This window comes from Minwuia thermotolerans (assembly GCF_002924445.1).
Lineage (GTDB): Bacteria > Pseudomonadota > Alphaproteobacteria > Minwuiales > Minwuiaceae > Minwuia > Minwuia thermotolerans.
The window spans coordinates 113,429-135,321 of record NZ_PIGG01000015.1 but is presented as its reverse complement, the minus strand read 5'-3'; the positions used below and the strand labels follow the sequence as shown (position 1 = coordinate 135,321).

At 68.3% G+C, this 21,893-nt stretch carries 23 protein-coding genes; 10 read left to right on the top strand and 13 right to left on the bottom strand.

Annotated elements, in window-relative coordinates:
• Positions 1-275 precede the first annotated feature (275 nt).
• The 6 genes from rho to CWC60_RS03790 all read right to left on the bottom strand — a co-directional run bounded on the left by rho (position 276) and on the right by CWC60_RS03790 (position 5,311).
• On the bottom strand, positions 276-1,532 hold the full coding sequence (gene rho / locus CWC60_RS03815) for a transcription termination factor Rho (RefSeq protein WP_109792679.1): 1,257 nt from the start codon (positions 1,530-1,532) through the stop codon (positions 276-278).
• 196 nt (positions 1,533-1,728) lie between these two features.
• A complete protein-coding gene (gene dnaQ / locus CWC60_RS03810; protein WP_109792678.1) occupies positions 1,729-2,400 on the bottom strand; it encodes a DNA polymerase III subunit epsilon in 672 nt (223 codons plus the stop codon).
• A 64-nt stretch (positions 2,401-2,464) separates the two neighbouring features.
• On the bottom strand, positions 2,465-3,070 hold the full coding sequence (gene coaE / locus CWC60_RS03805) for a dephospho-CoA kinase (RefSeq protein ID WP_109792677.1): 606 nt from the start codon (positions 3,068-3,070) through the stop codon (positions 2,465-2,467).
• The gene (locus CWC60_RS03800) at positions 3,071-3,916 is read right to left on the bottom strand and encodes a shikimate dehydrogenase (RefSeq protein ID WP_109792676.1); all 846 of its coding nucleotides are present in this window, start codon (positions 3,914-3,916) and stop codon (positions 3,071-3,073) included.
• Positions 3,909-4,493, bottom strand: coding sequence for a Maf family protein (locus CWC60_RS03795; protein WP_206419753.1), 585 nt, complete (start codon positions 4,491-4,493; stop codon positions 3,909-3,911). Before CWC60_RS03795 ends, CWC60_RS03800 begins: the two co-directional genes overlap by 8 nt.
• Complete coding sequence (locus CWC60_RS03790; protein WP_109792675.1) at positions 4,490-5,311, bottom strand: pyruvate, water dikinase regulatory protein; 822 nt, start codon at positions 5,309-5,311, stop codon at positions 4,490-4,492. The genes CWC60_RS03795 and CWC60_RS03790 overlap by 4 nt, the downstream gene beginning before the upstream one ends.
• 395 nt (positions 5,312-5,706) lie before the next feature.
• On the opposite strand from CWC60_RS03790, the gene CWC60_RS03785 reads away from it, so the two are divergent.
• Genes CWC60_RS03785 through hemJ form a run of 3 tightly spaced genes read left to right on the top strand, consistent with a single transcriptional unit; the run spans position 5,707 to position 8,288 of the window.
• The gene (locus CWC60_RS03785; protein WP_109792674.1) at positions 5,707-6,780 is read left to right on the top strand and encodes a TauD/TfdA family dioxygenase; all 1,074 of its coding nucleotides are present in this window, start codon (positions 5,707-5,709) and stop codon (positions 6,778-6,780) included.
• A 23-nt stretch (positions 6,781-6,803) separates the two neighbouring features.
• Complete coding sequence (gene hemE, locus CWC60_RS03780) at positions 6,804-7,841, top strand: uroporphyrinogen decarboxylase (protein WP_109792673.1); 1,038 nt, start codon at positions 6,804-6,806, stop codon at positions 7,839-7,841.
• A complete protein-coding gene (gene hemJ / locus CWC60_RS03775; protein WP_109792672.1) occupies positions 7,842-8,288 on the top strand; it encodes a protoporphyrinogen oxidase HemJ in 447 nt (148 codons plus the stop codon).
• Here hemJ and CWC60_RS03770 read toward each other — a convergent pair.
• From CWC60_RS03770 to CWC60_RS03760, 3 genes are read right to left on the bottom strand one after another with little or no spacing between them, the layout of a single operon-like run.
• Complete coding sequence (locus CWC60_RS03770) at positions 8,263-8,673, bottom strand: hypothetical protein (protein ID WP_109792671.1); 411 nt, start codon at positions 8,671-8,673, stop codon at positions 8,263-8,265. The genes hemJ and CWC60_RS03770 overlap by 26 nt on opposite strands.
• Positions 8,670-8,927 (bottom strand): hypothetical protein, encoded by a 258-nt coding sequence (locus tag CWC60_RS03765; protein ID WP_109792670.1) that lies wholly within the window; start codon positions 8,925-8,927, stop codon positions 8,670-8,672. The genes CWC60_RS03770 and CWC60_RS03765 overlap by 4 nt, the downstream gene beginning before the upstream one ends.
• 48 nt (positions 8,928-8,975) lie before the next feature.
• Complete coding sequence (locus CWC60_RS03760) at positions 8,976-10,220, bottom strand: Zn-dependent hydrolase (protein ID WP_109792669.1); 1,245 nt, start codon at positions 10,218-10,220, stop codon at positions 8,976-8,978.
• A gap of 102 nt (positions 10,221-10,322) precedes the next feature.
• On the opposite strand from CWC60_RS03760, the gene def reads away from it, so the two are divergent.
• Together def and CWC60_RS03750 are read left to right on the top strand one after the other, a co-directional pair.
• The gene (gene def, locus CWC60_RS03755; protein WP_109792668.1) at positions 10,323-10,850 is read left to right on the top strand and encodes a peptide deformylase; all 528 of its coding nucleotides are present in this window, start codon (positions 10,323-10,325) and stop codon (positions 10,848-10,850) included.
• Positions 10,847-11,533 (top strand): COQ9 family protein, encoded by a 687-nt coding sequence (locus CWC60_RS03750; RefSeq protein WP_164516347.1) that lies wholly within the window; start codon positions 10,847-10,849, stop codon positions 11,531-11,533. The genes def and CWC60_RS03750 overlap by 4 nt, the downstream gene beginning before the upstream one ends.
• A gap of 115 nt (positions 11,534-11,648) precedes the next feature.
• On the opposite strand, the gene CWC60_RS03745 is transcribed toward CWC60_RS03750, so the two are convergent.
• Entirely contained in the window at positions 11,649-12,635 is a 987-nt protein-coding gene (locus CWC60_RS03745) for an adenosine kinase (RefSeq protein WP_109792666.1), read from the bottom strand.
• 74 nt (positions 12,636-12,709) lie between these two features.
• Here CWC60_RS03745 and CWC60_RS03740 point away from each other — a divergent pair, with 74 nt between their 5' ends.
• From CWC60_RS03740 to CWC60_RS03725, 4 genes are all read left to right on the top strand, one after another.
• Positions 12,710-14,128: an amidase gene (locus CWC60_RS03740; protein ID WP_109792665.1), complete on the top strand. Its 1,419-nt coding sequence runs from the start codon at positions 12,710-12,712 to the stop codon at positions 14,126-14,128.
• Positions 14,125-14,856 carry an EI24 domain-containing protein gene (locus CWC60_RS03735; RefSeq protein ID WP_109792664.1) on the top strand — a complete coding sequence of 244 codons (732 nt, stop codon included), beginning with the start codon at positions 14,125-14,127 and terminating at the stop codon, positions 14,854-14,856. The genes CWC60_RS03740 and CWC60_RS03735 overlap by 4 nt, the downstream gene beginning before the upstream one ends.
• 168 nt (positions 14,857-15,024) lie before the next feature.
• Entirely contained in the window at positions 15,025-15,381 is a 357-nt protein-coding gene (locus CWC60_RS03730) for a bactofilin family protein (protein ID WP_164516346.1), read from the top strand.
• Between the two features lie 4 nt (positions 15,382-15,385).
• Complete coding sequence (locus tag CWC60_RS03725) at positions 15,386-15,868, top strand: hypothetical protein (protein WP_109792662.1); 483 nt, start codon at positions 15,386-15,388, stop codon at positions 15,866-15,868.
• Positions 15,869-16,083: 215 nt separating this feature from the next.
• Here the strand turns inward: CWC60_RS03725 and hslU are convergent, their stop codons facing one another.
• The 3 genes from hslU to CWC60_RS03710 all read right to left on the bottom strand — a co-directional run bounded on the left by hslU (position 16,084) and on the right by CWC60_RS03710 (position 19,587).
• Entirely contained in the window at positions 16,084-17,394 is a 1,311-nt protein-coding gene (gene hslU, locus CWC60_RS03720) for an ATP-dependent protease ATPase subunit HslU (RefSeq protein ID WP_109792661.1), read from the bottom strand.
• A gap of 42 nt (positions 17,395-17,436) precedes the next feature.
• Positions 17,437-17,991: an ATP-dependent protease subunit HslV gene (gene hslV / locus CWC60_RS03715; RefSeq protein WP_109792660.1), complete on the bottom strand. Its 555-nt coding sequence runs from the start codon at positions 17,989-17,991 to the stop codon at positions 17,437-17,439.
• A gap of 99 nt (positions 17,992-18,090) precedes the next feature.
• Positions 18,091-19,587: a class I adenylate-forming enzyme family protein gene (locus CWC60_RS03710; RefSeq protein ID WP_164516345.1), complete on the bottom strand. Its 1,497-nt coding sequence runs from the start codon at positions 19,585-19,587 to the stop codon at positions 18,091-18,093.
• 201 nt (positions 19,588-19,788) lie between these two features.
• Here CWC60_RS03710 and uvrC point away from each other — a divergent pair, with 201 nt between their 5' ends.
• Complete coding sequence (gene uvrC / locus CWC60_RS03705) at positions 19,789-21,663, top strand: excinuclease ABC subunit UvrC (RefSeq protein ID WP_109792658.1); 1,875 nt, start codon at positions 19,789-19,791, stop codon at positions 21,661-21,663.
• The last annotated feature ends 230 nt before the right edge of the window (positions 21,664-21,893 follow it).

Genomic DNA, 21,893 nt, shown 5'->3' with positions numbered 1-21,893 from the left:
ACGATCCTTGTGATGGATGGAACGACAGCTTTGCTTCGGCGTCATGCCCGCCATTGTGCGGGCATCCGGTCAGGGCCATAGACTTGCGGCGAAGCCGCTCCGGACCCCCGCACGGCGGCGGGGGTGACAGGTTGTGTGGACAAGTGGCCGGGACAACCCGGCGATCACCGAGCCGCCCACGCCTCCAGCCGGGCCATCCCGGGGCGGCGCAAATCCGGCGCCCCTGGAGCCGCCCGCCCCGCCGGCCCTTCGCCATCCTGCGCAGCGCGGTTTCTTCAGGTGTTCATCGAATCGAAGAAGTCCTGGTTGGTCTTGCTGTCCTTCAGCTTGCCGAGCAGGAACTCCATGGCGTCGGTGACGCCCATGGGCTGCAGGATGCGGCGCAGCACCCACATCTTCGTCAGCGTGCTCTTGTCGACCAGCAGCTCCTCCTTGCGGGTGCCGGAGCGCGTGATGTCGATCGCCGGGAAGGTGCGCTTGTCGGCCAGCTTGCGGTCCAGGATGATCTCGGAGTTGCCGGTGCCCTTGAACTCCTCGAAGATCACCTCGTCCATGCGGCTGCCGGTGTCGATCAGGGCGGTCGCGATGATGGTCAGCGAGCCGCCTTCCTCGATATTGCGCGCGGCGCCGAAGAAGCGCTTCGGGCGCTGCAGGGCGTTGGCATCCACGCCGCCGGTCAGCACCTTGCCCGACGACGGCACCACGGTGTTGTAGGCGCGCGCCAGGCGGGTGATGGAGTCCAGCAGGATGACCACGTCGCGCTTGTGCTCGACCAGGCGCTTGGCCTTCTCGATCACCATTTCCGCGACCTGGACGTGGCGCGCCGCCGGCTCGTCGAAGGTCGACGAGATCACCTCGCCCTGCACGGAGCGGGACATGTCGGTGACTTCCTCGGGCCGTTCGTCGATCAGCAGCACGATCAGGTAGACGTCAGGGTGGTTGGATTCGATGGCGTGGGCGATGTTCTGCATCAGCACCGTCTTGCCCGTGCGCGGCGGCGCAACGATCAGCGCGCGCTGGCCCTTGCCGATCGGGGTGACCAGCTCGATCACCCGGTTGGAAAGATCCTTCTTGGTCGGATCCGCAAACTCCATGTGCAGCCGCTCGTCGGGATAGAGGGGCGTGAGATTGTCGAAGGCGACCTTGTGGCGGACCGCTTCCGGATCCTCGAAGTTGATCTTGGCGACCTTGAGCAGGGCGAAATAGCGCTCGCCGTCCTTGGGCGAGCGGATCTCGCCCTCGACCGTGTCGCCGGTCCTGAGCGAGAAGCGGCGGATCTGGTTGGGACTGACGTAGATGTCGTCGGAGCCGGGCAGATAGTTCGACTCCGCCGAGCGCAGGAATCCGAAACCGTCGGAGAGGGTTTCGAGCACGCCGACGCCGGTGATTTCCTCACCGTCCTCGGCAAGCTGCTTCAGGATCGCGAACTGCATGTCCTGCTTGCGCATGGTGGACGCGTTCTCGATCTCCAGCTCCTCGGCCATCTCGAGGAGTTCGGTGGGCGATTTCGCCTTCAATTCGCGTAGGTTCATGGGTACCGGTCGCAGGAATATGTGATTGAACAGGTGTCCGGACGGACGGACCGCTGAGGTTCCAGATCGTGTCGGCAGTTTCCGGATCAAGCGCCGGCCAGGGAATTGGCCGGTTCTGGAGTGAAGTCGCTTCAGCGGCTGTCCGTTGTTAATACACGGATCGGGCCGGGCCGCAAGATCGAATTCGCGGCGCGGCTCAGTTTTTCAGCCAGATCGCCGCGCTGACATGGCTCTCCAGAAAGGCGGCGTGGGCCGCGAGTTCGGCCTCGGTCGGCGCATGCGGCCTGGGCGCGCGGTAGCGCCGCGCCGGGCCCGCCGCGCCTTCGCCCTGGTCCTCGCCGAAGGTCAGGCCCGCCTGCTTGACCCCCACCAGGTGGTAGTAGACGTCCGCCAGCAGCCGGGAATCGATCAGCGCCCCGTGCAGCGTGCGGTCGGTGTTGTCGACCTCGAAACGCCGGCACAGCGCGTCGAGGCTGTTCGCCGCGCCCGGAAAGCGCTTGCGGGCGATGGCCAGGGTGTCGACCACCCGGTCCATCGGCAGGGGCTCGCGGCCGATCTTGGTCAGCTCCCAGTTCAGGAACTTCATGTCGAAGGCGGCGTTGTGAGCGACGATCGGGGCGCCGTCGACGAAGGCCAGGAATTCTTCGGCGATCTCGGCGAACTTCGGCTTGTCCGCCAGATCGGCGTCGGAGATGCCGTGCACGCGATAGGCGTCGTCGGTCATGGCGCGTTCGGGATTGACGTATTGCTGCCAGGTCCGCCCGGTCCAGACGCGGTCGACCAGTTCCAGACAGCCGATCTCGACGATGCGGTGGCCGTCATTCGGGTCCAGGCCCGTGGTTTCCGTGTCCAGGATGATCTCGCGCATCACCGTACTCTATATCTGGCAGGCGGTAGGGCCCAAGCCTACTACATCCACCCGCCCGATGCCATCACCGCGATTGCGCTTCGCGGCGCAGTTCGGCCACGAGCGCCTTCACCTGGGCGGTCGTTTCATCGTGCGTCACGGCGGTGTCGATGACGTGGTGCGCGCGCTCGCGCTTCTCGTGGTCGGGGGTCTGCCGGGCCAGGATCGCCTCGAACTTCGCCTCGGTCATGTTCGGCCGCGCCAGCACGCGCTCGCGCTGCTGATCTTCCCCGGCACTGACCACCACCACGGCGTCCATGCGCGCCTCGCCGCCGGTCTCGAACAGCAGGGGCACATCGACCACGACGATGTCGTGGCCCGCCGCCTCGCATTCGGCGAAGAAGCGCTGGCGGTGCTGGCCCACCAGCGGATGCACGATCTCCTCCAGATCGCGGATCGCCTCGTCGTCGGCGACGACGCGGTGGCTCAGCTTCTCGCGGTCGACCGCACCGTCGACCACGACGCCGGGAAAGCGTTCGCCGACGGGTTCCACCGCCGCGCCGCCGGGGCTGTAGAGTTCGTGCACCGCGGCGTCGGCATCCCAGACCGGCACGCCCTCGTCGCGGAACATCCCGGCGACGGTGGACTTGCCCATGCCGATGGAGCCGGTGAGACCGACCACGTAGACCATTCAGAGTACCTCCAGCAGATGTCGGCGCAGCGCCGCGTCGACCTCGGGGCGCACGCCGTAGAACGCTTCGAAGGCCGGCGCCGCCTGATGGAGCAGCATGCCCAGCCCGTCCACCGTCTTCAGCCCGCGCCCGCGCGCGGCCGCCAGCAGCGGCGTCTCCAGCGGGACATAGACGATGTCGTGGACCACCGCCTGCGCGGGCAGCGGGGTCAGGTCTATATCCAGCGCCGCCTGTCCGGTCATACCAAGGGATGTGGTGTTGACCAGAAGGGCCGTATCGCTCAGAACCGCCTGCGAAACCGGGTAGGGCTGTACTGTGATGGCGGTATTGCCGAACTCTTCAGCCAGCTTCCTCGCGCTTTCGGGTGTCCTGTTGACCAGGCGTATGTCCGGCGCGCCCGCCTGAACCAACGCATGTAGGGCCGCCCGTGCGGCGCCCCCGGCGCCCATGACGGTAACGGGTCCTACCGCGGGGTCGACGCCGTGCTGGCGCAGATTGGCCATGAAGCCAGGTGCATCGGTATTGCGGCCGAGGATGCGGCCGTCGCGGAAGACCAGCGTGTTCACCGCGCCGATGGCGCGGGCCGCCGCGTCCAGTTCGTCGGCGATCTCGAAGGCGCGGCGCTTGTGGGGCACGGTGACGTTGACGCCCGACAGTCCGGCGGCCGCGAGACCGCGGATCGCCGTCTCGAATGCGGCCGCGGCGACGGGAAAGGGCGCATAGACGCCGTCGACGCCATGGCGGCGCAGCCAGAAGCCGTGCAGCCTGGGCGACAGGCTGTGCTCGACCGGCCAGCCGGTGACGCCGGCCACTCTCGCGGCGCCAGTGGGCGCGCCATCACTCATCCGCGTTCTCCCTCAGCCAGCCCAGCAGCACAAGCAGGGGCAGACCCAGAATATCGTGCCAGCCGCCGTCGATACACTCGAACAGGCGGATGCCGGGACCCTCGACCTGGTAGCCGCCCACGGTCGCCCAGACGCTTTCCGGCGCGGCCTCCAGATAGCTTTCGATCACCGTCTCCGGCAAGGCCCGCATGGTCAGCGCCGGCGCGCTCCGCGTCTCGAAGACGACCGCCCCGTCGCGCGCCAGGACCATGGCCGTCCTCAACACATGGGTGCGGCCGGCCAAGCGGCGGAGGTGGGCGGCGGCGCCATCGCGGTTTCCCGGCTTGGAGAAGATCTCGCCGTCGAGTTCGAGCACCTGGTCGGCGCCGATCACCAGCGCGCCAGGCTGGCGGGCCGAGACCTCCAGCGCCTTGGCGCGGGCCAGCGCGGCGGCGAGAGAGGCCGCGTCGCCGGTCCAACCTGCCTTTACCGCGTCCTCGTCGACCCGCGGCGGATCGATCTCGAACACGAGGCCGGCCTGTTCCAGCATGGCGCGCCGCGTCGCGCTGCCCGAACCCAGCACCAGACGCATGGTCATGAGGCGCGTTCGCCTTCGCGGCGCTGGTAGAGTGTCAATATGGCCGCCGCCGTCTCCTCGATCGACTTGCGCGTCACGTCGATGACCGGCCAGCCATGACGGGCGAAGACGCGCCGCGCGGCCAGCAGCTCCTCCTTCACCCGCTCCTGATCGGCATAGTCGCTGGCGGCCGTGTCCTTCAGCGAAAGCAGGCGGTTGCGGCGGATCTGGCTGAGCCGCTCCGGCGCCGTGGTCAGTCCGACCACCAGCGGCCGGCGCAGGTTTTCCAGCTCGGGCGGCAGGGCGACGCCCGGCACGAAGGGCACGTTGGCGACCTTCAGGCCGCGATTGGCCAGGTACATCGACGTCGGCGTCTTCGACGAGCGCGAGACGCCGACCAGCACGACATCGGCGCGGTCCAGGTCCGCCGCCTGCTGCCCGTCATCGTGGGAGAGCGTGTAGTGCATCGCCTCGATGCGGTCGAAATATTCCTGGTTCATCTCGTGCTGGCTGCCCGGCCGGCCGGTCGTCGCCTCGCCCAGGAACTCGTGCAGGCCCATCATCACCGTATCGAGAGCCGAGATGTGGCGCACGCCGAGACGCCGGCAGCCCTCCTCCAGCGCCGCCCGGGCCTCCGCGTCGACCAGGGTGTAGAGGACCAGCCCCGGCTCCTGCCCGATGCCCGCCAGCACGTTGGCGATCTGCGCCCGATTGCGGATCATCGGCCAGAGATGCTTGACCGGCTGGGCGTTCTCGAACTGCACCACCGCCGCATTGACGATCGTGGTGAGGGTCTCGCCGGTCGCGTCGGAGACGAGGTGCAGATGGAAACGGGTCATGCAGGCAGGCCGGAGTCGATAAGTCGGGTCGATCTGTGGATATCACGGATGACGGCGTCATGCTGGCACGGCTGTCCCGCCAAGGTCCAGTTCCATACAGCATCGCGCCGTCCACCGGTTGCGTTCTCCCACCGACAACCCGGAGGGAGGACAACCGGGCGCCGCGCCGGACCCGCGGGGGACGAAGGGCGCGGGCAAGGCTGCTGTCACCATGCCTGCGATTCCGTCCACCGCTGTGAAGACCGGGGATGAACCGTCGGCCTGACCTCGGCGCCTGTGCATGAATCGGGGACGGATTCGCTCCCCGATATCCACATGGACAACATCATCAACTTCAAGATTCTATATATAATATAAGATAAAGAGAGAAACCGGACCGGGGAGGAGTCCCAGCCATGTCGGCAAAGCCCGAACCGCCATCGACCCAGGACCTGCCGGAGCCCCCTTCGGGCCCGAGCGTCTGGACGGGACGCGAAATGCGCGCCCGGACCGACTGGATCGGCCATATGGATAGGGAGACGCTGTCCCGCCTGGAAGGAAAGGTGGACGCGTTTCTGGCGGGCGGACGGCCGCTGGCCGAGATGACGGCCGCGGACATGGCCGACCCGGCGCTGGAGCGGCTGGTGGGTGGCTGGCGGCATGAGCTGCTGGAGGGCCGGGGCTTCCTGCTGGTCCGTGGAATGCCGGTCGGGGAATGGGCCCACGAGAAGACGGCCGCGGCATATTTCGGGCTGGGGCTGCTGATGGGCGCGCCGCGCAGCCAGAACGCCGCCGGTCACCTGCTGGGCCATGTGCGCGACCTGGGCCTGTCGACGGACGATCCGCGGGTGCGCATCTATCAGACGACCGAGCGCCAGACCTTCCATACCGACAGCTGCGATGTCGTCGGGCTGCTGTGTCTCAAGACTGCCAGGACAGGCGGCGAGTCGGCGATCGTCAGCTCCATGGCGATCTACCGGGAGATGTATGAGAGCCGGCCCGACCTGCTGGCGCAGCTCTTCCACAGCTTTCCGACCGACCGCCGGGGCGAGATCCCGCCGGGCAAGGGCCCGTATTTCGAGATTCCGGTATTCAATCATTACCGGGGTCATCTCTCGGCGATCTACGCCCGGCGCTACATCACCTCGGCGCAGAAGTTCGACCATGCACGGCGTCTGACGCCGCTGGAAATCGAGGCGCTGGATGAGTTCGACCGGCTGGCCAACGATCCGGAGATGAACCTGAAGATGGAGTTCCGCCCGGGCGACATGCAGTTCCTGCACAATCACACCATCCTGCATGACCGGCTGGCCTACGAAGACTGGCCGGAACCGGCGCGCAAGCGCCATCTGCTGCGCCTCTGGCTGGCCGTGCCCGGTGCGCGGCCCTTGCCTCCGGTCTATGCGGAACGCTATGGCAGCGTGACGGTGGGCGACCGCGGCGGCATTGTCGTCGAGGGCGCCAGCCCCACCGTGCCGCTCCATCCATAGAACACAGGACAACGACGTCCCCCATGACTGACAAACGCTTGCTGCGGGCGCTCGCCGGCGAACCGGTAGACCGGCCGCCCTTCTGGTTCATGCGCCAGGCGGGCCGCTACCTGCCCGAATACCGCGCCACGCGCGAACAGGCCGGGGACTTCCTGGAGCTCTGCTACAACCCGGAGCTGGCCGAGGAAGTGACGCTGCAGCCGATCCGGCGGTTCGGAATGGACGCGGCGATCCTGTTCGCCGACATCCTGCTGCTGCCCCAGGCGCTGGGCCGGGAGGTCGCCTTCAGGGCCGGCGAGGGACCGGTGCTGGAGCCGCTGACCCGCACCGAGGATATCCCGGAGATGAATGCCGGCCGGCTGCACGATCATCTGGGCCCGGTCTACGAGACCGTTGGGCGGCTGTCGAACTCCCTGCCCGCCGACGTCGCGCTGATCGGCTTCGCCGGCGCGCCCTGGACGGTCGCCACCTACATGGTCGAAGGCGGCTCGTCGAAGGATTACGCGGCGGTGAAGGGCTGGGCCTTTGCCGACGGGGAAGGATTCGGACGGCTGATCGACGTGCTGACCGAAGCCACCGGCGCCTATCTGAAGCAGCAGATCCGCGCCGGCGCCGAAGTGGTGCAGATCTTCGACACCTGGGCCGGCGCCCTGCCCGCCGCCTGGCTGGAGCCGCTGGTCTTCGGGCCGCTCCGCCGTATCGTCGCCGACATTCACGAGAGCTTTCCCGACGTGCCGGTGATCGGCTTTCCGCGCGGCATCGGCGCGGCGGCCGAACGTGCGGCCGAGATCGAGGGACTCGCCGGGCTTTCGGTCGACTGGGCGACCGATCCCCGCTGGGCGGCGGAACGGCTGCAGCCGCACCTGACCGTGCAGGGCAATCTGGACCCGCGCCTGGTGGTGGTGGGCGGGGAGCCCATGCGGGCGGCGGCGCGCGACATTCTCCGGGCGCTTGCAAAAGGGCCGTTCATCTTCAACCTCGGCCACGGTATCGTGCCGGAGACCCCGCCCGAGCATGTCGGCGAACTCTCCGATCTGGTCCGCAACTGGAAGGCCGAGTGAATGGAAGACTACTACATCTGGTTCAAGGCGCTGCACCTGCTCGCGGTGATCGCCTGGATGGCCGGCATGCTCTACCTGCCCCGGCTCTACGTCTATCACGCCGACGCCGAGCCCGGCTCCGACAAGTCCGAGACCTTCAAGGTGATGGAGCGGCGCCTGCTGCGCGGCATCATGAATCCGGCGATGATCGCCACCTGGACCTTCGGTCTGCTGATGCTCTATGTCGGCTTCACCAACGAGTTCCTGACCATGGCCGACGGCTGGCTGCACGTGAAACTGCTGCTGGTCATCGTCATGAGCGGCCTGCACGGCATGCTCTCGGCCTGGCGCAAGGACTTCGCCGTCGACCGCAACCGCCGCTCAGCCAATTTCTACCGGATCATGAACGAGATCCCGACCGTCGCCCTGATCGTCATCGTCATCATGGCGATCGTGAAGCCGTTCTGAGCGGCCGGTCGGGCAGCAAGAATCCGGTCCTTGCCGCCGGCGAGGCCAGCCGCGCGCCGGAATAGAGGCGGGATACGGCGTCCTTCGTCAGCAGATCCGGATTGGCGTCGGCGAACGCGGCGAAGCTGTCATGGCCGCCTGACTGCATCCGCTCCGCGATCAGGCTGAGAAAGGCCACGGTGATGGTGGCGTTGTACTTCTCCGGCGCGCCGGCCGCCGCCGCAAGGGCGCGGATACCGGCGCCATAGCGGGCGACCGCGTCGGTGAAGTCGTCGCGGCGGAGCATGGCCCAGGCCACGGCGAGGTGTTCGGCATGGCCGAAACGGCGATTGTCGAGCGCCCGCGCCTCGAAGGCCGCAAGCAGTTCGTCCGCGTCGAGGTTCATGGCCGCGGTCCCGGTTCGCTCAGGCGGTGGCTGTCCGCGGCCCCCAGGTCGAGATCATAGACGTCCTTGAGCTGCGCGATCTTGGCCAGCGTGGCGTCGGAGAAGGGCGCCTTGCCCTCCATCGCGTGCAGACAGACGCCTTCCAGCAGGTCGCCGAGCGAGATGTCGAGATGCTCCGCCAGGCCCTTCAGCACCTTGACCAGGCGCTTTTCCATGCGGACGCCGGTCTGTATCCGTTCGATCTGTCTGTCCATGATCCTACCTTGGTACCAAGGTAGAAAAACGTCAAGTGGCCATGGCGGTCAGGTCCGTCCCGCGCGGTCCAGCATGGCCCGGAGCAGGACATTGCCGCCGGCGTGAATCCATTCCGGTTTCGCGTCCTCGATCTCGTTGTGGCTGATGCCGTCGATGCAGGGGATGAAGATCATGGCGGTGGGCGCGACGCGGCTGATGTTGCAGGCGTCATGGCCCGCGCCCGAGACGATGGCGCGCGAGGAATAGCCCAGCGCTTCCGCGCCCTTGCGCACCGCCTCGACGCAGGCCGGATCGAAGGGCAGGGGCGCCAGGTCCATGATCTGCTCGATCGTCGTCCCGACGCGGCTGCGTTCGGCGATTTCCGCCACGCCGGCCCGCATTTCCCGGTCCATGGCCGCCAGTTCGTCCGGATCCGGATGGCGGAAGTCGATGGTCATGAAGACCCGGCCGGGGATGACGTTGCGGCTGTTGGGATGGACGTTCAGCATGCCGACGGTGGCGCAGCCGGTGGGCGCGTGATCCAGACCGATGCGGTTGACCAGATCGACGATCCGGGCGGCGCCCAGCAGCGCGTCGCGGCGCACCGGCATGGGCGTCGGACCGGCATGGCTTTCCTGGCCCTCGATCTCCAGCTCGTACCATTTCTGGCCCTGGGCGCCGGTGACGACGCCGATGGTGACGTCCTCGGCCTCCAGAATCGGTCCCTGTTCGATATGGGTTTCGAAGAAGGCGTGAATCTCCCGCCCGCCGCAGGGCTCCGCGCCGGCATAGCCGATGCGTTCCAGTTCCTCGCCGATGGTGCGGCCGTCCTGGTCGGCGCAGGCCAGGCCGTAGTCCAGGTCGAAGACGCCGGCGAAGACACCCGAGGCGATCATCGACGGCGCGAAGCGGCTGCCTTCCTCGTTGGTCCAGACGGCGACCTCCACCGGGCGCTCGGTCTCGATCTCCAGGTCGTTGAGCGTGCGCACCACCTCGAGCCCGGCGAGGACGCCGTAGACCCCGTCGAAGCGGCCGCCCGTCGGCTGGGTGTCGAGATGGCTGCCGGTCATCACCGGCGCCAGGCTGTCGTCGCGGCCGGGACGGCGGGCGAAGATGTTGCCCATGCGGTCGACGCGGATCGAACAGCCGGCCTCTTCGCACCAGCGCACGAACAGGTCGCGCCCCTCCCGGTCGAGATCGGTCAGCGCCAGGCGGCAGTTGCCGCCTTTCTCGGTGGCGCCGATCTTCGCCATCTCCATCAGGCTGTCCCACAGCCGGTCGCCATCGATGCCGAGATTGTGTCCTTCGACCATGGTTTCGCGCCTCCCTGTCGCCGCCGCCCTGCGTCACGATGCCAACGCGCGGGCCCGGGCCCCGACGTTATCTAATGAAGGGTGTATTCCGGAAGGGAAACCATGGCGATACTGAAGATCGCGAAGATGGGCCATCCCGTGTTGCGGCAGGTCGCCGAGCCGGTGGAAGATCCCACGGCGCCGGAGATCCTGCGCCTGGTGGGCGACATGATGGCCACGCTGGAGGACATCGCCGGCGCCGGCCTCGCCGCGCCGCAGGTGCATGTGTCGAAGCGCGTGGTCATGTTCCACGTGCCGCCGGGCCGGGGCGATCCGGAGACCGTCCCCTTCACCGTGCTGGTCAATCCCCGGATCGAGGTTCTGACGGACGAGACCGAGGCAGGCTGGGAAGGCTGCCTTTCGGTGCCCGGCCTGCGCGGTCTGGTGTCCAGGCCCGCATACATCCGCTATTCGGGTTTCGGCGTAGACGGACAGAGGATCGAGCGCGAGGCGAAGGGCTTTCACGCCCGCGTCGTCCAGCACGAATGCGACCACCTGGACGGCGTGCTCTATCCCCAGCGCATGGACGACCTGAGCCGGCTGATCTTCGAGAGCGAATTCCGCCACCACCTGGAGGAGGCGACGACATGAGCGAGACCACCGCACCGGATCCGCAGGCCGACATCGAAGCCATGCGCGACAGGCTGCTGGAAGCGGCCCTGCCGCACGCGGCCTTCGACGGCTGGACGGAGCAGACCCTGCGCCGCGCCGCAGAGGATGCGGAGATGACGCCGCTTGATGTCTACCGGGCCTTTCCCGAAGGCTCGGAAGGCCTGCTGGATCACTTCATGGCGCGCGCCGACGAGCAGATGGTGCGCGATGTCCTGGCGCTCGATCTGGATCAGATGCGCATCCGCGACAGGATCACGGCCGCCGTGCGGCTCCGGCTGGAGCGGGCGGCGCCGCACAAGGAGGCCGTGCGCCGCGGCCTCTCCCATCTGGGGCTGCCGCACCGCGGTCCGCGGGCCATGCGCGCGCTCTACCGCACCGTCGACCTGATGTGGCGCGCGATCGGCGACACCTCGACCGACTTCAACTTCTATTCCAAGCGCGCCCTGCTGGCCGGGGTCTACGGCTCGACCCTGCTCTACTGGCTGAACGACAGCTCCGCCGGGCACGAGCGCACCTGGGGCTTTCTCGACCGCCGCATCGGCGACGTGATGAAGTTCGAGAAGGCCAAGGCGCGGCTCAGGAACGCCGGCGTCCGGCTGCCCAGTCCGGCGCGCATCGGCCGCCGCATCGCCGAACGCCGGAACAGCCCCTTCCGGGTCTAGGGAGAAATTTTCTTCCTGACTCTGCCGCCCTTGGACTCGATCCAAGGGCCCAGCGGACCGATGGACTGGGTCCCGGGGTCAAGCCCCAGGACGCCACATTTTTCGTTGATCCGCCTCAGACCCCGCCGATCAGCGTCTTCAGGTCCTTTTCGGGCCGGGCGCCGTAATGACTGATGACCTCGGCCGCCGCGATGGCGCCGAGACGGCCGCAGTCGGCCAGGCCGCGGCCCGCGGTGTAGCCGAAGAGGAAGCCGGCGGCGAACAGGTCGCCCGCGCCAGTGGAGTCGACCAGCATGTCGGGCTTGCTGGCGCTGATCACCAGCGGTTCGCCCTCGGAGACGATGACGCAGCCCTTCTCGGAGCGCGTGAGCACGGCCAGATGGGTCTCCTTCTGCACCTGGGCCAGGGCGCTGTCGAAGCTGTCGGTCTCGTAGAGCGACATGATCTCGGCCTCGTTGGCGAACAGGATGTCGACCGGGCCCTTCACCAGCTCCCGGAACTCGGCCCGGTGGCGGTCGACGCAGAAGCTGTCGGAGAGCGTCAGGGCGACCTTGCGGCCCGCGTCCTTGGCGGCGTCCATGGCCTTGCGGAAGGCGGCCTTGGCCGGCTCCGGATCCCACAGATAGCCCTCCAGATAGGTCACCTGGGCGCGGGCGATGATCGCTGGATCGATGTCGTCGGGGCCGAGTTCGGCGCTGGCGCCGAGAAAGGTGTTCATGGTGCGCTGGGCGTCCGGCGTCACCAGGATCAGGCAGCGCGCGGTGGCCGCGCCCGGCTTCGGCGCCGGCGGCTCGAAGGCCACGCCCGAGGCCCGGATGTCGTGGGTGAAGACCTCGCCCAGCTGGTCGTCCTGCACCCGGCCGATGAAGGCGGCCCTGCCGCCCAGCGCGGCGACGCCGACGACGGTGTTGGCCGCCGAGCCGCCCGACATCTCGACGCCGGGGCCCATGTCGCCATAGAGCTTCTTCGCCTGGGATTCGTCGATCAGCTGCATGCCGCCCTTGGGCAGGCCGTGCAGCTCCAGGAACCGGTCGTCCGACTCCGAAAGCACGTCCACGATCGCGTTGCCCAGCGCCACGACGTCCAGATCGGTTCCGTTCATTTCATTCTCCTCTGCGCCTCGTTATCGGGCCCCGGTTTACACGCTCGGGGCCGTGGCGCAAAATCCGCCCCGTCATGAACGAACTCATCCGGCTGTCCGCCAGCGAAGCCGTCGCCCGCCTGAAGGCCGGCGACGTCACCCCCTTGGACCTGATCGACGCGGCCGCCGGACAGATCGCCGCGGCGGACGGCGCCGTCAACGCGCTGCCGACGCTCTGTCTCGACCGCGCGCGGGACCACGCAAAGCGCCTGAAGCACCCCGACGATCCGCCGCCGGGCTATCTCTGGGGTCTGCCGGTGGCGATCAAGGATCTGACCGAGGTCGCCGGCGTCCGCACCACCTTCGGCTCGACCATCTTCGCCGATCACGTGCCGGAACGCTCCGACGCCATGGTCGAGCGTATCGAGGGGCGCGGCGGGGTGGTCGTGGCCAAGGCCAACACGCCCGAATTCGGCGCCGGGGCCCAGACCTTCAACGAGGTCTCCGGCGTGACCCGCAATCCCTGGAACACGGCGATGACGCCGGGCGGCTCCTCGGGCGGGTCCGCGGTGGCGCTGGCGACGGGACAGGTCTGGCTGGCCCAGGGCAGCGACATGGGCGGCAGCCTGCGCATCCCTGCGTCCTTCACCGGCGTGGTCGGCCTGCGCCCCAGCCCCGGACGGGTGCCGCACGGGCCGTCGGCGCTGCCCTTCTTGCCGAACTCGGTCGAGGGGCCCATGGGCCGGACCGTGGGCGACGTGGCGCTGTTCCTCGACACCATGGCCGGGCACATGGCGGTCGACCCGATCTCGCTTCCCGCGCCGGCGACGTCCTTCGCCGCCGCCGCGGCCAACGCCCGGCCGCCGAAGCGCATCGCCTTTTCCATGGACATGGGCATCTCGCCGATCCACCGGGACGTCCGCGCCGCGGTCGAGCCCGCGCTGGCGCATTTCCGGGCCATGGGCACGGAGATCGTGGAATCGGCCGTGGACTTCTCCTGCGCCGAGCCGGTCTTCCAGGTGATCCGCGCGGCCCAGTTCGCCGCCACCCACGGCGACAAGCTGAAGACCCACCGCGATCAGCTGAAGCCGGAGATGGTCTGGAACATCGAGAAGGGCCTGGCGCTCACCGCCGACGAAATCGGCCGTGCCGAGCGGCAGCGGGCGGACCTGTTCCAGCGCTTCCAGGCCCAGTTCGCCGATATCGACCTGTTCGTGACGCCGACGGTCAACACGCCGCCCTTCGACGCGGATACGCGCTATCTGGAAGAACTGGAAGGTGTGGCCTTCGATAGCTACATAAGCTGGCTGATCATGACCTTCGCGCTGACGCTGACCACCTGCCCGGCCATTTCCGTGCCCTGCGGCTTCACCACCGGCGGCCTGCCCGTCGGGCTGCAGCTGGTCGGGCCGCAACGGGGCGAGGCGGCGCTGCTGGCGGGCGCGGCGGTGTTCGAACAGGCCACCGGCCTGGCCGGCGCGACCCCGATCATGCCGCGGGAGCCGGTGGCTTGATTGGCGCCGTCGTCAACGGGGCGGCCAGGGGCTTCCAGCAACTCGCCTCGGATCCGAAGCTGCGCAAGGTGCTGTGGAAGGCGCTCGGGCTGAGCCTGATCGCGGTGGCGGTGACCGCCGCCGCCGCCTGGTTCGCAATCGACTACATCCTCGTCTACTATGTCGGCTCCATTTCCTCCTGGGCGCTGAACCTGATCGAGGGCACCGCCGTGCTCGGCCTGCTGGCGGTGATGTGGATCCTGTTCCCCGCCATCGTCACGGGCATCTGCGGCGTCTTCCTGGACGACGTCGTCACCGCGGTGGAGGCCCGGCACTACCCAGGCGACCCGCCCGGGCAGGAGCCGCCGCTCTGGCCGTCGATCTGGCGCGCCGTGAAATTCACTGTCCTGGTGCTGTCGATCAACATCCTGATCATGCCGTTCTACCTGATCGGCCTGCTGATTCCGCCCATCCTGATCGTCATCTTCCTGGTCAACGGCTGGCTGCTGGGCCGGGAGTATTTCGAACTCGCCGCCTTCCACCATCTGAACGACGACGAGGTGGTGGCGGTGCGGCGCCGCAACGGCACGCCGGTGTTGCTCGGCGGCATCGCCATCGCCGTCGGATTCACCGTGCCCTTCCTGAATCTCATCGTTCCGGTGGTCGGCGCGGCGATGATGGTGCATATTTTCAAGGACCTCGGCAGACGGGGCAGACTTCGCGCGCCATCGGGGGGCGGCCGCGATTGACGGGAACCGTGACGCATCATGTTCAGGAAGAGGGACACGGCCGAGCCCGCGCCGCCGGCCGGGAACGTTTCCGGCCTGCCCGACCGACCGGGTCAGCAGCAGACGATTCCGAAGGCGCCGCCGACAGGGCGGCGCGGCCGGGACGCCGAGGATAGGGAGAGACGCGCCATGGCGGCAGAAGCCAAGACGCTGGTGATCGGCAAGGAAATCCACGTGAAGGGGGAGATCGGCGACTGCGAGCGGTTGCTGATCCATGGCACGGCCGAGGCCACGCTGACCAACTGCCGCAGCTTCGAGATCTCCGAGACCGGCGTGCTGAAGGGCGAGGCCGAAGTGCAGCGCGCCGAGATCATGGGACGCTTCGAGGGCACGCTCAGGGTGCGCGGGCGGCTGACGGTCCGCGCGGGCGGCCGCGCCCACGGCAACATCGCCTATGCCGAGCTGGAGATCGAGCCCGGCGGACGCATCGACGGCGAGATCGAGACCATCGAGCCGGAACTGGTGACCTCGGCGGCGGCGGAATAGCCGCTTGGCCCCACTTCGATCCGCCCTGACGGCCGCCGTCGCCGCGGCCCTGCTTTCGGCCTGCGCGGAACTGGGTCTGCGCGACAGCGCCCCCGCCGCGCCCGAAGCGAAGAAGGCCCCGATCACCCGCTCCGACGATCTGCGCGCGGCGCTGGATGCGCGCAAGCGCCGTCAGGCGGCCCTGCCGGCGGTCGTGACGGCCAGCCCCGATACCGGCGGCGACGATCTGCCCGACGTGACACCGGCGGCGCTGCTGGGCGCGGAAGCCGGTCAGGTGCGCGGCTGGCTCGGCCGGCCCGCCCTGGACTGGCGGGAGGGCGAGCACGCCATGTGGCAGTACGTGACCGACGACTGCGTCATCCACCTGTTCGTCAACGGCCGTAACCTGATCGAGGATGTCTCGCTCGGCCGCCGCGACGGCAGGGGCGCCGAAGGCTGCGAACACGCCATCGCCGAACGGCTGATGGCGGCGAGAGGCCAGGGGTAGGCGCAGCGTCCATCTGCTCGGAGCTACCGGAGTAGGGCGGATGAAGCGCTGTAGGGCTCCTGTATTTCAGGGGATTCGGACAGTGGGTAGGGCGGCGGAGCGGCGAAGTCAGCCCGCCGGGAGGGGCGACGAGGGGCCGCCCGCGCGCGGATTGTCGCTGGGCAGCAGCCGCGCGGGCCGGCCAGACCATCCCCCGCGCGCCATGTGGGGCGCTGTTAAAGAATGAACTTCGACAGGTCGGCGTCCTCGGCCAGCTCGCTGACCTTGTCCTTCACATAGGCGGCGTCGATGTGGACGGTCTCGCCGGCGCGGTCGGAGGCGGTGAAGCTGACCTCCTCCAGCAGCTTTTCCATGATGGTGTGCAGCCGCCGGGCGCCGATGTTCTCGACCGAGTCGTTTACCTGCACCGCCAGATCCGCCAGGGTCTCGATGGCGTCGTCGGTGAACTCCAGCGTGACCTCCTCGGTCGCCATCAGCGCCGTGTACTGGCGGATCAGGCTTGCCTCCGTCTCGGTGAGGATGCGCTGGAAGTCGTTCTTCGTCAGCGGCTTGAGCTCGACGCGGATGGGCAGGCGGCCCTGCAGCTCGGGCAGCAGATCCGACGGCTTGGCGATGTGGAAGGCGCCCGAGGCGATGAACAGGATGTGGTCGGTCTTCACCGCGCCGTGCTTGGTGGAGACGGTGGTGCCCTCGATCAGCGGCAGCAGGTCGCGCTGCACGCCCTCGCGGCTGACGTCGGCGCCCTGGCGGTCGGAGCGGGCGGTGATCTTGTCGATCTCGTCGAGGAAGACGATGCCGTTGTTCTCCACCGACGAGATGGCCTCGGCCGTCAGCGTCTCCTCGTCGAGCAGCTTGTCGGATTCCTCGGCGATCAGGATCTCGTGGGATTCGTCGACCGTCATGCGGCGGGGCTTGGTGCGTCCGCCCATCATCTTGCCGAACATGTCGTTGAGATTGAGCATGCCCATCTGCGCGCCGGGCTGGCCGGGAATGTCGAAGGTCGGCAGGTTCATGCCGCCCTGGTCCTGGACCTGCAGCTCGATCTCCTTGTCGTCGAGCTCGCCATTGCGCAGCTTCTGGCGGAACTTCTCGCGCGTGTCGCGGCTGGCGCTCTCGCCGACCAGCGCGTCGAGCACCCGTTCCTCGGCGGCGAGCTCCGCCCGGGCCTTGACTTCGCGGCGGCGGCGCTCGCGCACCATGACCAGCGCCATCTCCACCAGATCGCGGATCATCTGCTCCACGTCGCGGCCGACATAGCCGACCTCGGTGAACTTGGTGGCCTCGACCTTGATGAAGGGGGCCTCGGCCAGTTTCGCCAGGCGGCGCGAGATCTCGGTCTTGCCGACGCCGGTCGGGCCGATCATCAGGATGTTCTTGGGCAGCACCTCCTCGCGCAGATCCTCGGGCAGCTGCTGACGGCGCCAGCGGTTGCGCAGCGCCACCGCGACGGCCCGCTTGGCCTCGTTCTGGCCGATGATGAAGCGGTCCAGTTCGTGCACGATCTCGCGCGGGGAAAAATTGGCCATGTCGTCCTGTACTCTCGTTGGGGTCCGGAGCGCCGGGGCGGTTCAGCCCTCCACCGTCTCCACGACGACGCTCTCGTTGGTGTAGACGCAGATATCGGCGGCGACCTTCATCGCCCGGCGCGCGATCGCCTCGGCGTCCATGTCGTCGCGGTCGATCAGCGCCCGCGCCGCCGCCAGCGCGTAGTTGCCGCCCGAGCCGATGCCGATCAGCCCGTCCTCGGGCTCGAGGACGTCGCCGGTGCCGGTCAGCACCAGCGAGACGTCGGCGTTGACCACGGCCATCATCGCCTCCAGCCGGCGCAGATAGCGGTCGGTGCGCCAGTCCTTGGCCAGCTCCACCGCGGCGCGCAGCAGCTGGCCGGGGTGCTGCTCCAGGCGCGATTCCAGCCGCTCGAACAGGGTGAAGGCGTCGGCCGTGGCGCCGGCGAAGCCGCCGACGATGTCGCCCTTGCCCAGGCGGCGCACCTTGCGCGCATTGGACTTGATCACGGTGTCGCCGAGCGTGACCTGACCGTCGCCGGCCACCACCACCTTGCCGCCCTTGCGGACCGAAAGGATCGTGGTGCCGTGCCAGAGATTGGAATTGCCGTCGTTCATGGAGTCTCCGCATAGCGCAGGGGCGCGGCCGGGTCGAGCGGTGGATGTATGTCTGCGGTCCCGCGCTTCAAGGCGTCGGCCCTCGGGTCGGCGGCCCGGTCACCCGGCGAGGCTCTCGACGATGCGGAACTTCTGCACCTTGCCCATGGGGTTGCGGGGCAGCTCGGCGGCGATCTCCACCCGGCGCGGCGCCTTGTAGTGGGCCAGATTGGCGCGGCAGTGGGCGATGACGTCCTCGGCCGTCAGCTTCGCCGCGCCGCGCGGCACCACCATTGCCGTGACCATCTCGCCCCAGCGCTCGTCGGGCAGGCCGACCACGGCCGCCTCCAGGATGTCGGGATGTTCGACCAGGATGCGCTCGACCTCGGCGGTGTAGATGTTCTCGCCGCCCGAGATGATCATGTCCTTCTTGCGGTCGACGATGCAGAGCCGTCCGTCCGGCTGCCAGATGCCGATGTCGCCGGACATGACATAGCCGTTCTTCCAGGCCTCGGCGGTGGCCTCGGGGCGGCCGAGATAGCCGGAGAAGTGGGTCACCGACTTCACGCCGACCTCGCCGGGCTCGCCCACGGGGGCGGGGGTGCCGTCTTCGCGGAAGACCTGAACCTCGTTGCCGGCGGTGGGCCAGCCGACGGAATGGGCCAGAAGGGTCGCCTTCTGCTTGACCTCGAAGGTGCACCAGCCGCCTTCTGTCCAGCCATAGGCCTCGGCGATGCGGGCGTTGGCGAACATTTCCATCGCCTGGGTGGTCATCGACAGCGGGCCCGGGGCGCCCGACGAGATCATGAAGCGGAAGGCATGGACCTCCGGCTTGCCGCGGGCCTTCCATTCCTCGGCGATCATGGTGGTCATGGACGGCACCAGGAAGGCGAAGGTGCAGGTCTCCGTCAGCTCGTCCAGCGCCAGCGCCGGGTCGAAATGCTGCATGATCCTGACGCGCGCGCCGATCATCAGCGCCCCCATGGCGAGGCCGGCATAGGAGAGGTGGAAGATCGGCCCCGGCACCAGCATGACGTGGTCGGCGGTGAGCCCGTATTCCCAGCCCCAGCGCATCTGCGCGGTCAGATAGTGATCGTTGGAGTAGAGCGCGCCCTTCGGGAACCCGGTGGTGCCCGAGGTGTAGCCGACGACGCAGTCCTTCGCCCCGAAATCGTGCTCGCCCAGCACCGGCCGGTCGACGCCGGCGGGCGTCTCGACCGTGTCGGCGTCGATCACCTTCGCGCCGGTCCGCGCGCCCGCCTTCTTCGCCGCCTCCAGCCATTCGCCGGCGGCGAGGATGGTTCTGGCGCCCGAATCGGTGATCTGGAAATCGACCTCCGGCTCGGCCAGGCGCGAATTGACCGGCACCGCGGCGTAGCCCAGCCACATGCAGGCGAGATAGCCCAGCACGTGGTCGGCGGCGTTGGGCAGGTAGAGCGCCACCATCGTGCCGTGCGGGCCGGACTCGGCGCCGCGGATGGCCTCGGCCAGGGCCACGATGCGCGGCAGGATCTGGCCATAGGTATAGGTGGGGCCCCCCTGCAGGACCTCGATGGCGGTCCTGTCCGGCTGGCTGATCGAGCGGACGGCGATGGTCTCGGCCACCGTCAGGCGCATGGCGTTCCTCCCCTGAAACCGTGCACTTGCTTTCAACATGATGCCCCGATGCCTATCCTTGTGGCCATGAGTGATTTTTCCGGGCAATCCGCCGCCTCTTCCGGGTCATGCCCGCCTCCGTGCGGGCATCCGGTGGACCAGCGACTTGCGGCGAAGCCGCTCCGGATCCCCGCACAAGGCGGGGGGTGACAGGTGGGTGTGATGACAGAGCGCGGCGATTCAACGGCGGGCGCCGGGCAGCAGGACGGCTTCGCCGTGCTGCAGGGGCGGCTGAAGTCCCTGCCCGAGTCTCCCGGCGTCTACCGCATGCTCAACGACAGGGGCGACGTGCTCTATGTCGGCAAGGCGCGCAACCTGAAGGCGCGGGTGACCAGCTACACGCGGGCGCGGGGACTCTCCATCCGCATCGCCCGCATGGTGCAGATGACCGCCGAGCTGGAGATCATCACCACCCACACGGAAGTCGATGCGCTGCTGCTGGAGGCCAATCTCATCAAGCGGCTGAAGCCGCGCTTCAACATCATCCTGCGCGACGACAAGACCTTTCCCTATATCGAGGTCAACCTGGACCACGATTACCCGATGCTGGTGAAGCACCGCGGCGCGCGGGAGAAGGACCGGGACTATTACGGCCCCTTCGCCAGCGCCACGGCGGTCAACCACACGCTGACGGCGCTGCAGCGCGCCTTTCCCTTAAGGTCCTGTTCCGACGGGGACTTCGCCACCCGCACGCGGCCCTGCCTGCAATACCAGATCAAGCGCTGCCTGGCGCCCTGCGTCGGCTATGTCAGCCAGGAGGACTATGCCGAGCTGGTGGGCGAGGCGCGTGACTTCCTGTCCGGCCGCAGCCAGGCCGTGCGCGACGAGCTGGGCCGCAAGATGCAGCAGGCGGCGGATGCGCTGGAGTTCGAGGACGCGGCCATGTACCGCAACCGGCTCTGGGCGCTGGCGCAGATCCAGCAGAAGCAGGGCGTCAACGTGGAGGGGCTGGAGGAGGCCGACGTCATGGCCGCGGCGGCGGCCGGCGGCCAGACCTGCGTGCAGGTGTTCTTCTACCGGGCGGGGCAGAACTACGGCAACCGCGCCTATTATCCCAGCCATGCGAAGGACGACGAGACCGCCGACGTGCTCGCCGCCTTCGTCGGCCAGTTCTACGATTCCCGGCCCGCGCCCCGGCAGGTGCTGCTGAGCCACGAGGTGGAGAACCAGGAGCTGATCGCCGAGGCGCTGGGCGTCCGCGCGGGACGCAGGGTGCAGCTGCTGACGCCGAAGCGCGGCGGCAAGAAGGAACTGGTCGACCAGGCCATCCGCAACGCCGAGGAGGCGCTGGGCCGCAAGCAGGCGGAGACCCAGGCGCAGACGAAGCTGCTGAAGGGCGTCGCCGAGACCTTCGGGCTGGCAGCCCCGCCGGCGCGCATCGAGGTCTATGACAACAGCCACATCATGGGCACCAACGCGGTCGGCGGCATGATCGTTGCGGGCTCGGAAGGCTTCAGGAAAGCGGCCTACCGCAAGTTCAACATCAAGTCGACGGAACTGACGCCCGGCGACGATTTCGCGATGATGCGGGAGGTGCTGACCCGGCGGCTGCAGCGCCTGAAGAAGGAGCATGCGCGCCGCGACGGCGACTGGCCTGACCTGCTGATCATCGACGGCGGCAAGGGCCAGCTCGGCGTCGCCGAAGCGGTGCTGGAAGAGCTGGCGCTGAAGGACGAGGTCGCCGTGGTCTCGATCGCCAAGGGCGTCGACCGCAATGCCGGCCGCGAGGAGTTCCACGTTCCCGGCAAGACGCCGTTCCGCCTGCCCGAGCGCGATCCGGTGCTCTACTACCTGCAGCGCCTGCGCGACGAGGCGCACCGCTTCGCCATCGGCACCCATCGGGCGCGGCGCTCGAAGCAGATCGGCCAGTCGCCGCTGGACGAGATCGAGGGCATCGGTCCGAAGCGGAAGAAGGCGCTGCTGCTGAAGTTCGGCTCCGCGAAGGGCGTGGCCCGGGCCGGGCTCGCCGACCTGGAGCGCGTCGACGGCATCTCCGGCGCCATGGCGAAACAGATCTACGATCATTTCAATGGTTAACGGCGTTGATGCAGGGGGCGCGGGGGATGGCTGGGCCGGCCCGCGCCCCTTCTGAATCATGGAAGCGCCGTGTCCGACGGACCTGCTCAGGCGTGGGTCCCGGCTCTCCGCCGCTCGATGGCGGCTGCGGCCGGGATGACACCGAGGGATAGCGCTGAAACAATGGTGTCATCCTGGGCGGAGCGCAGCGGAGACCCGGGACCCATGCGTCCGGCGCTCTTCCCCCCTGC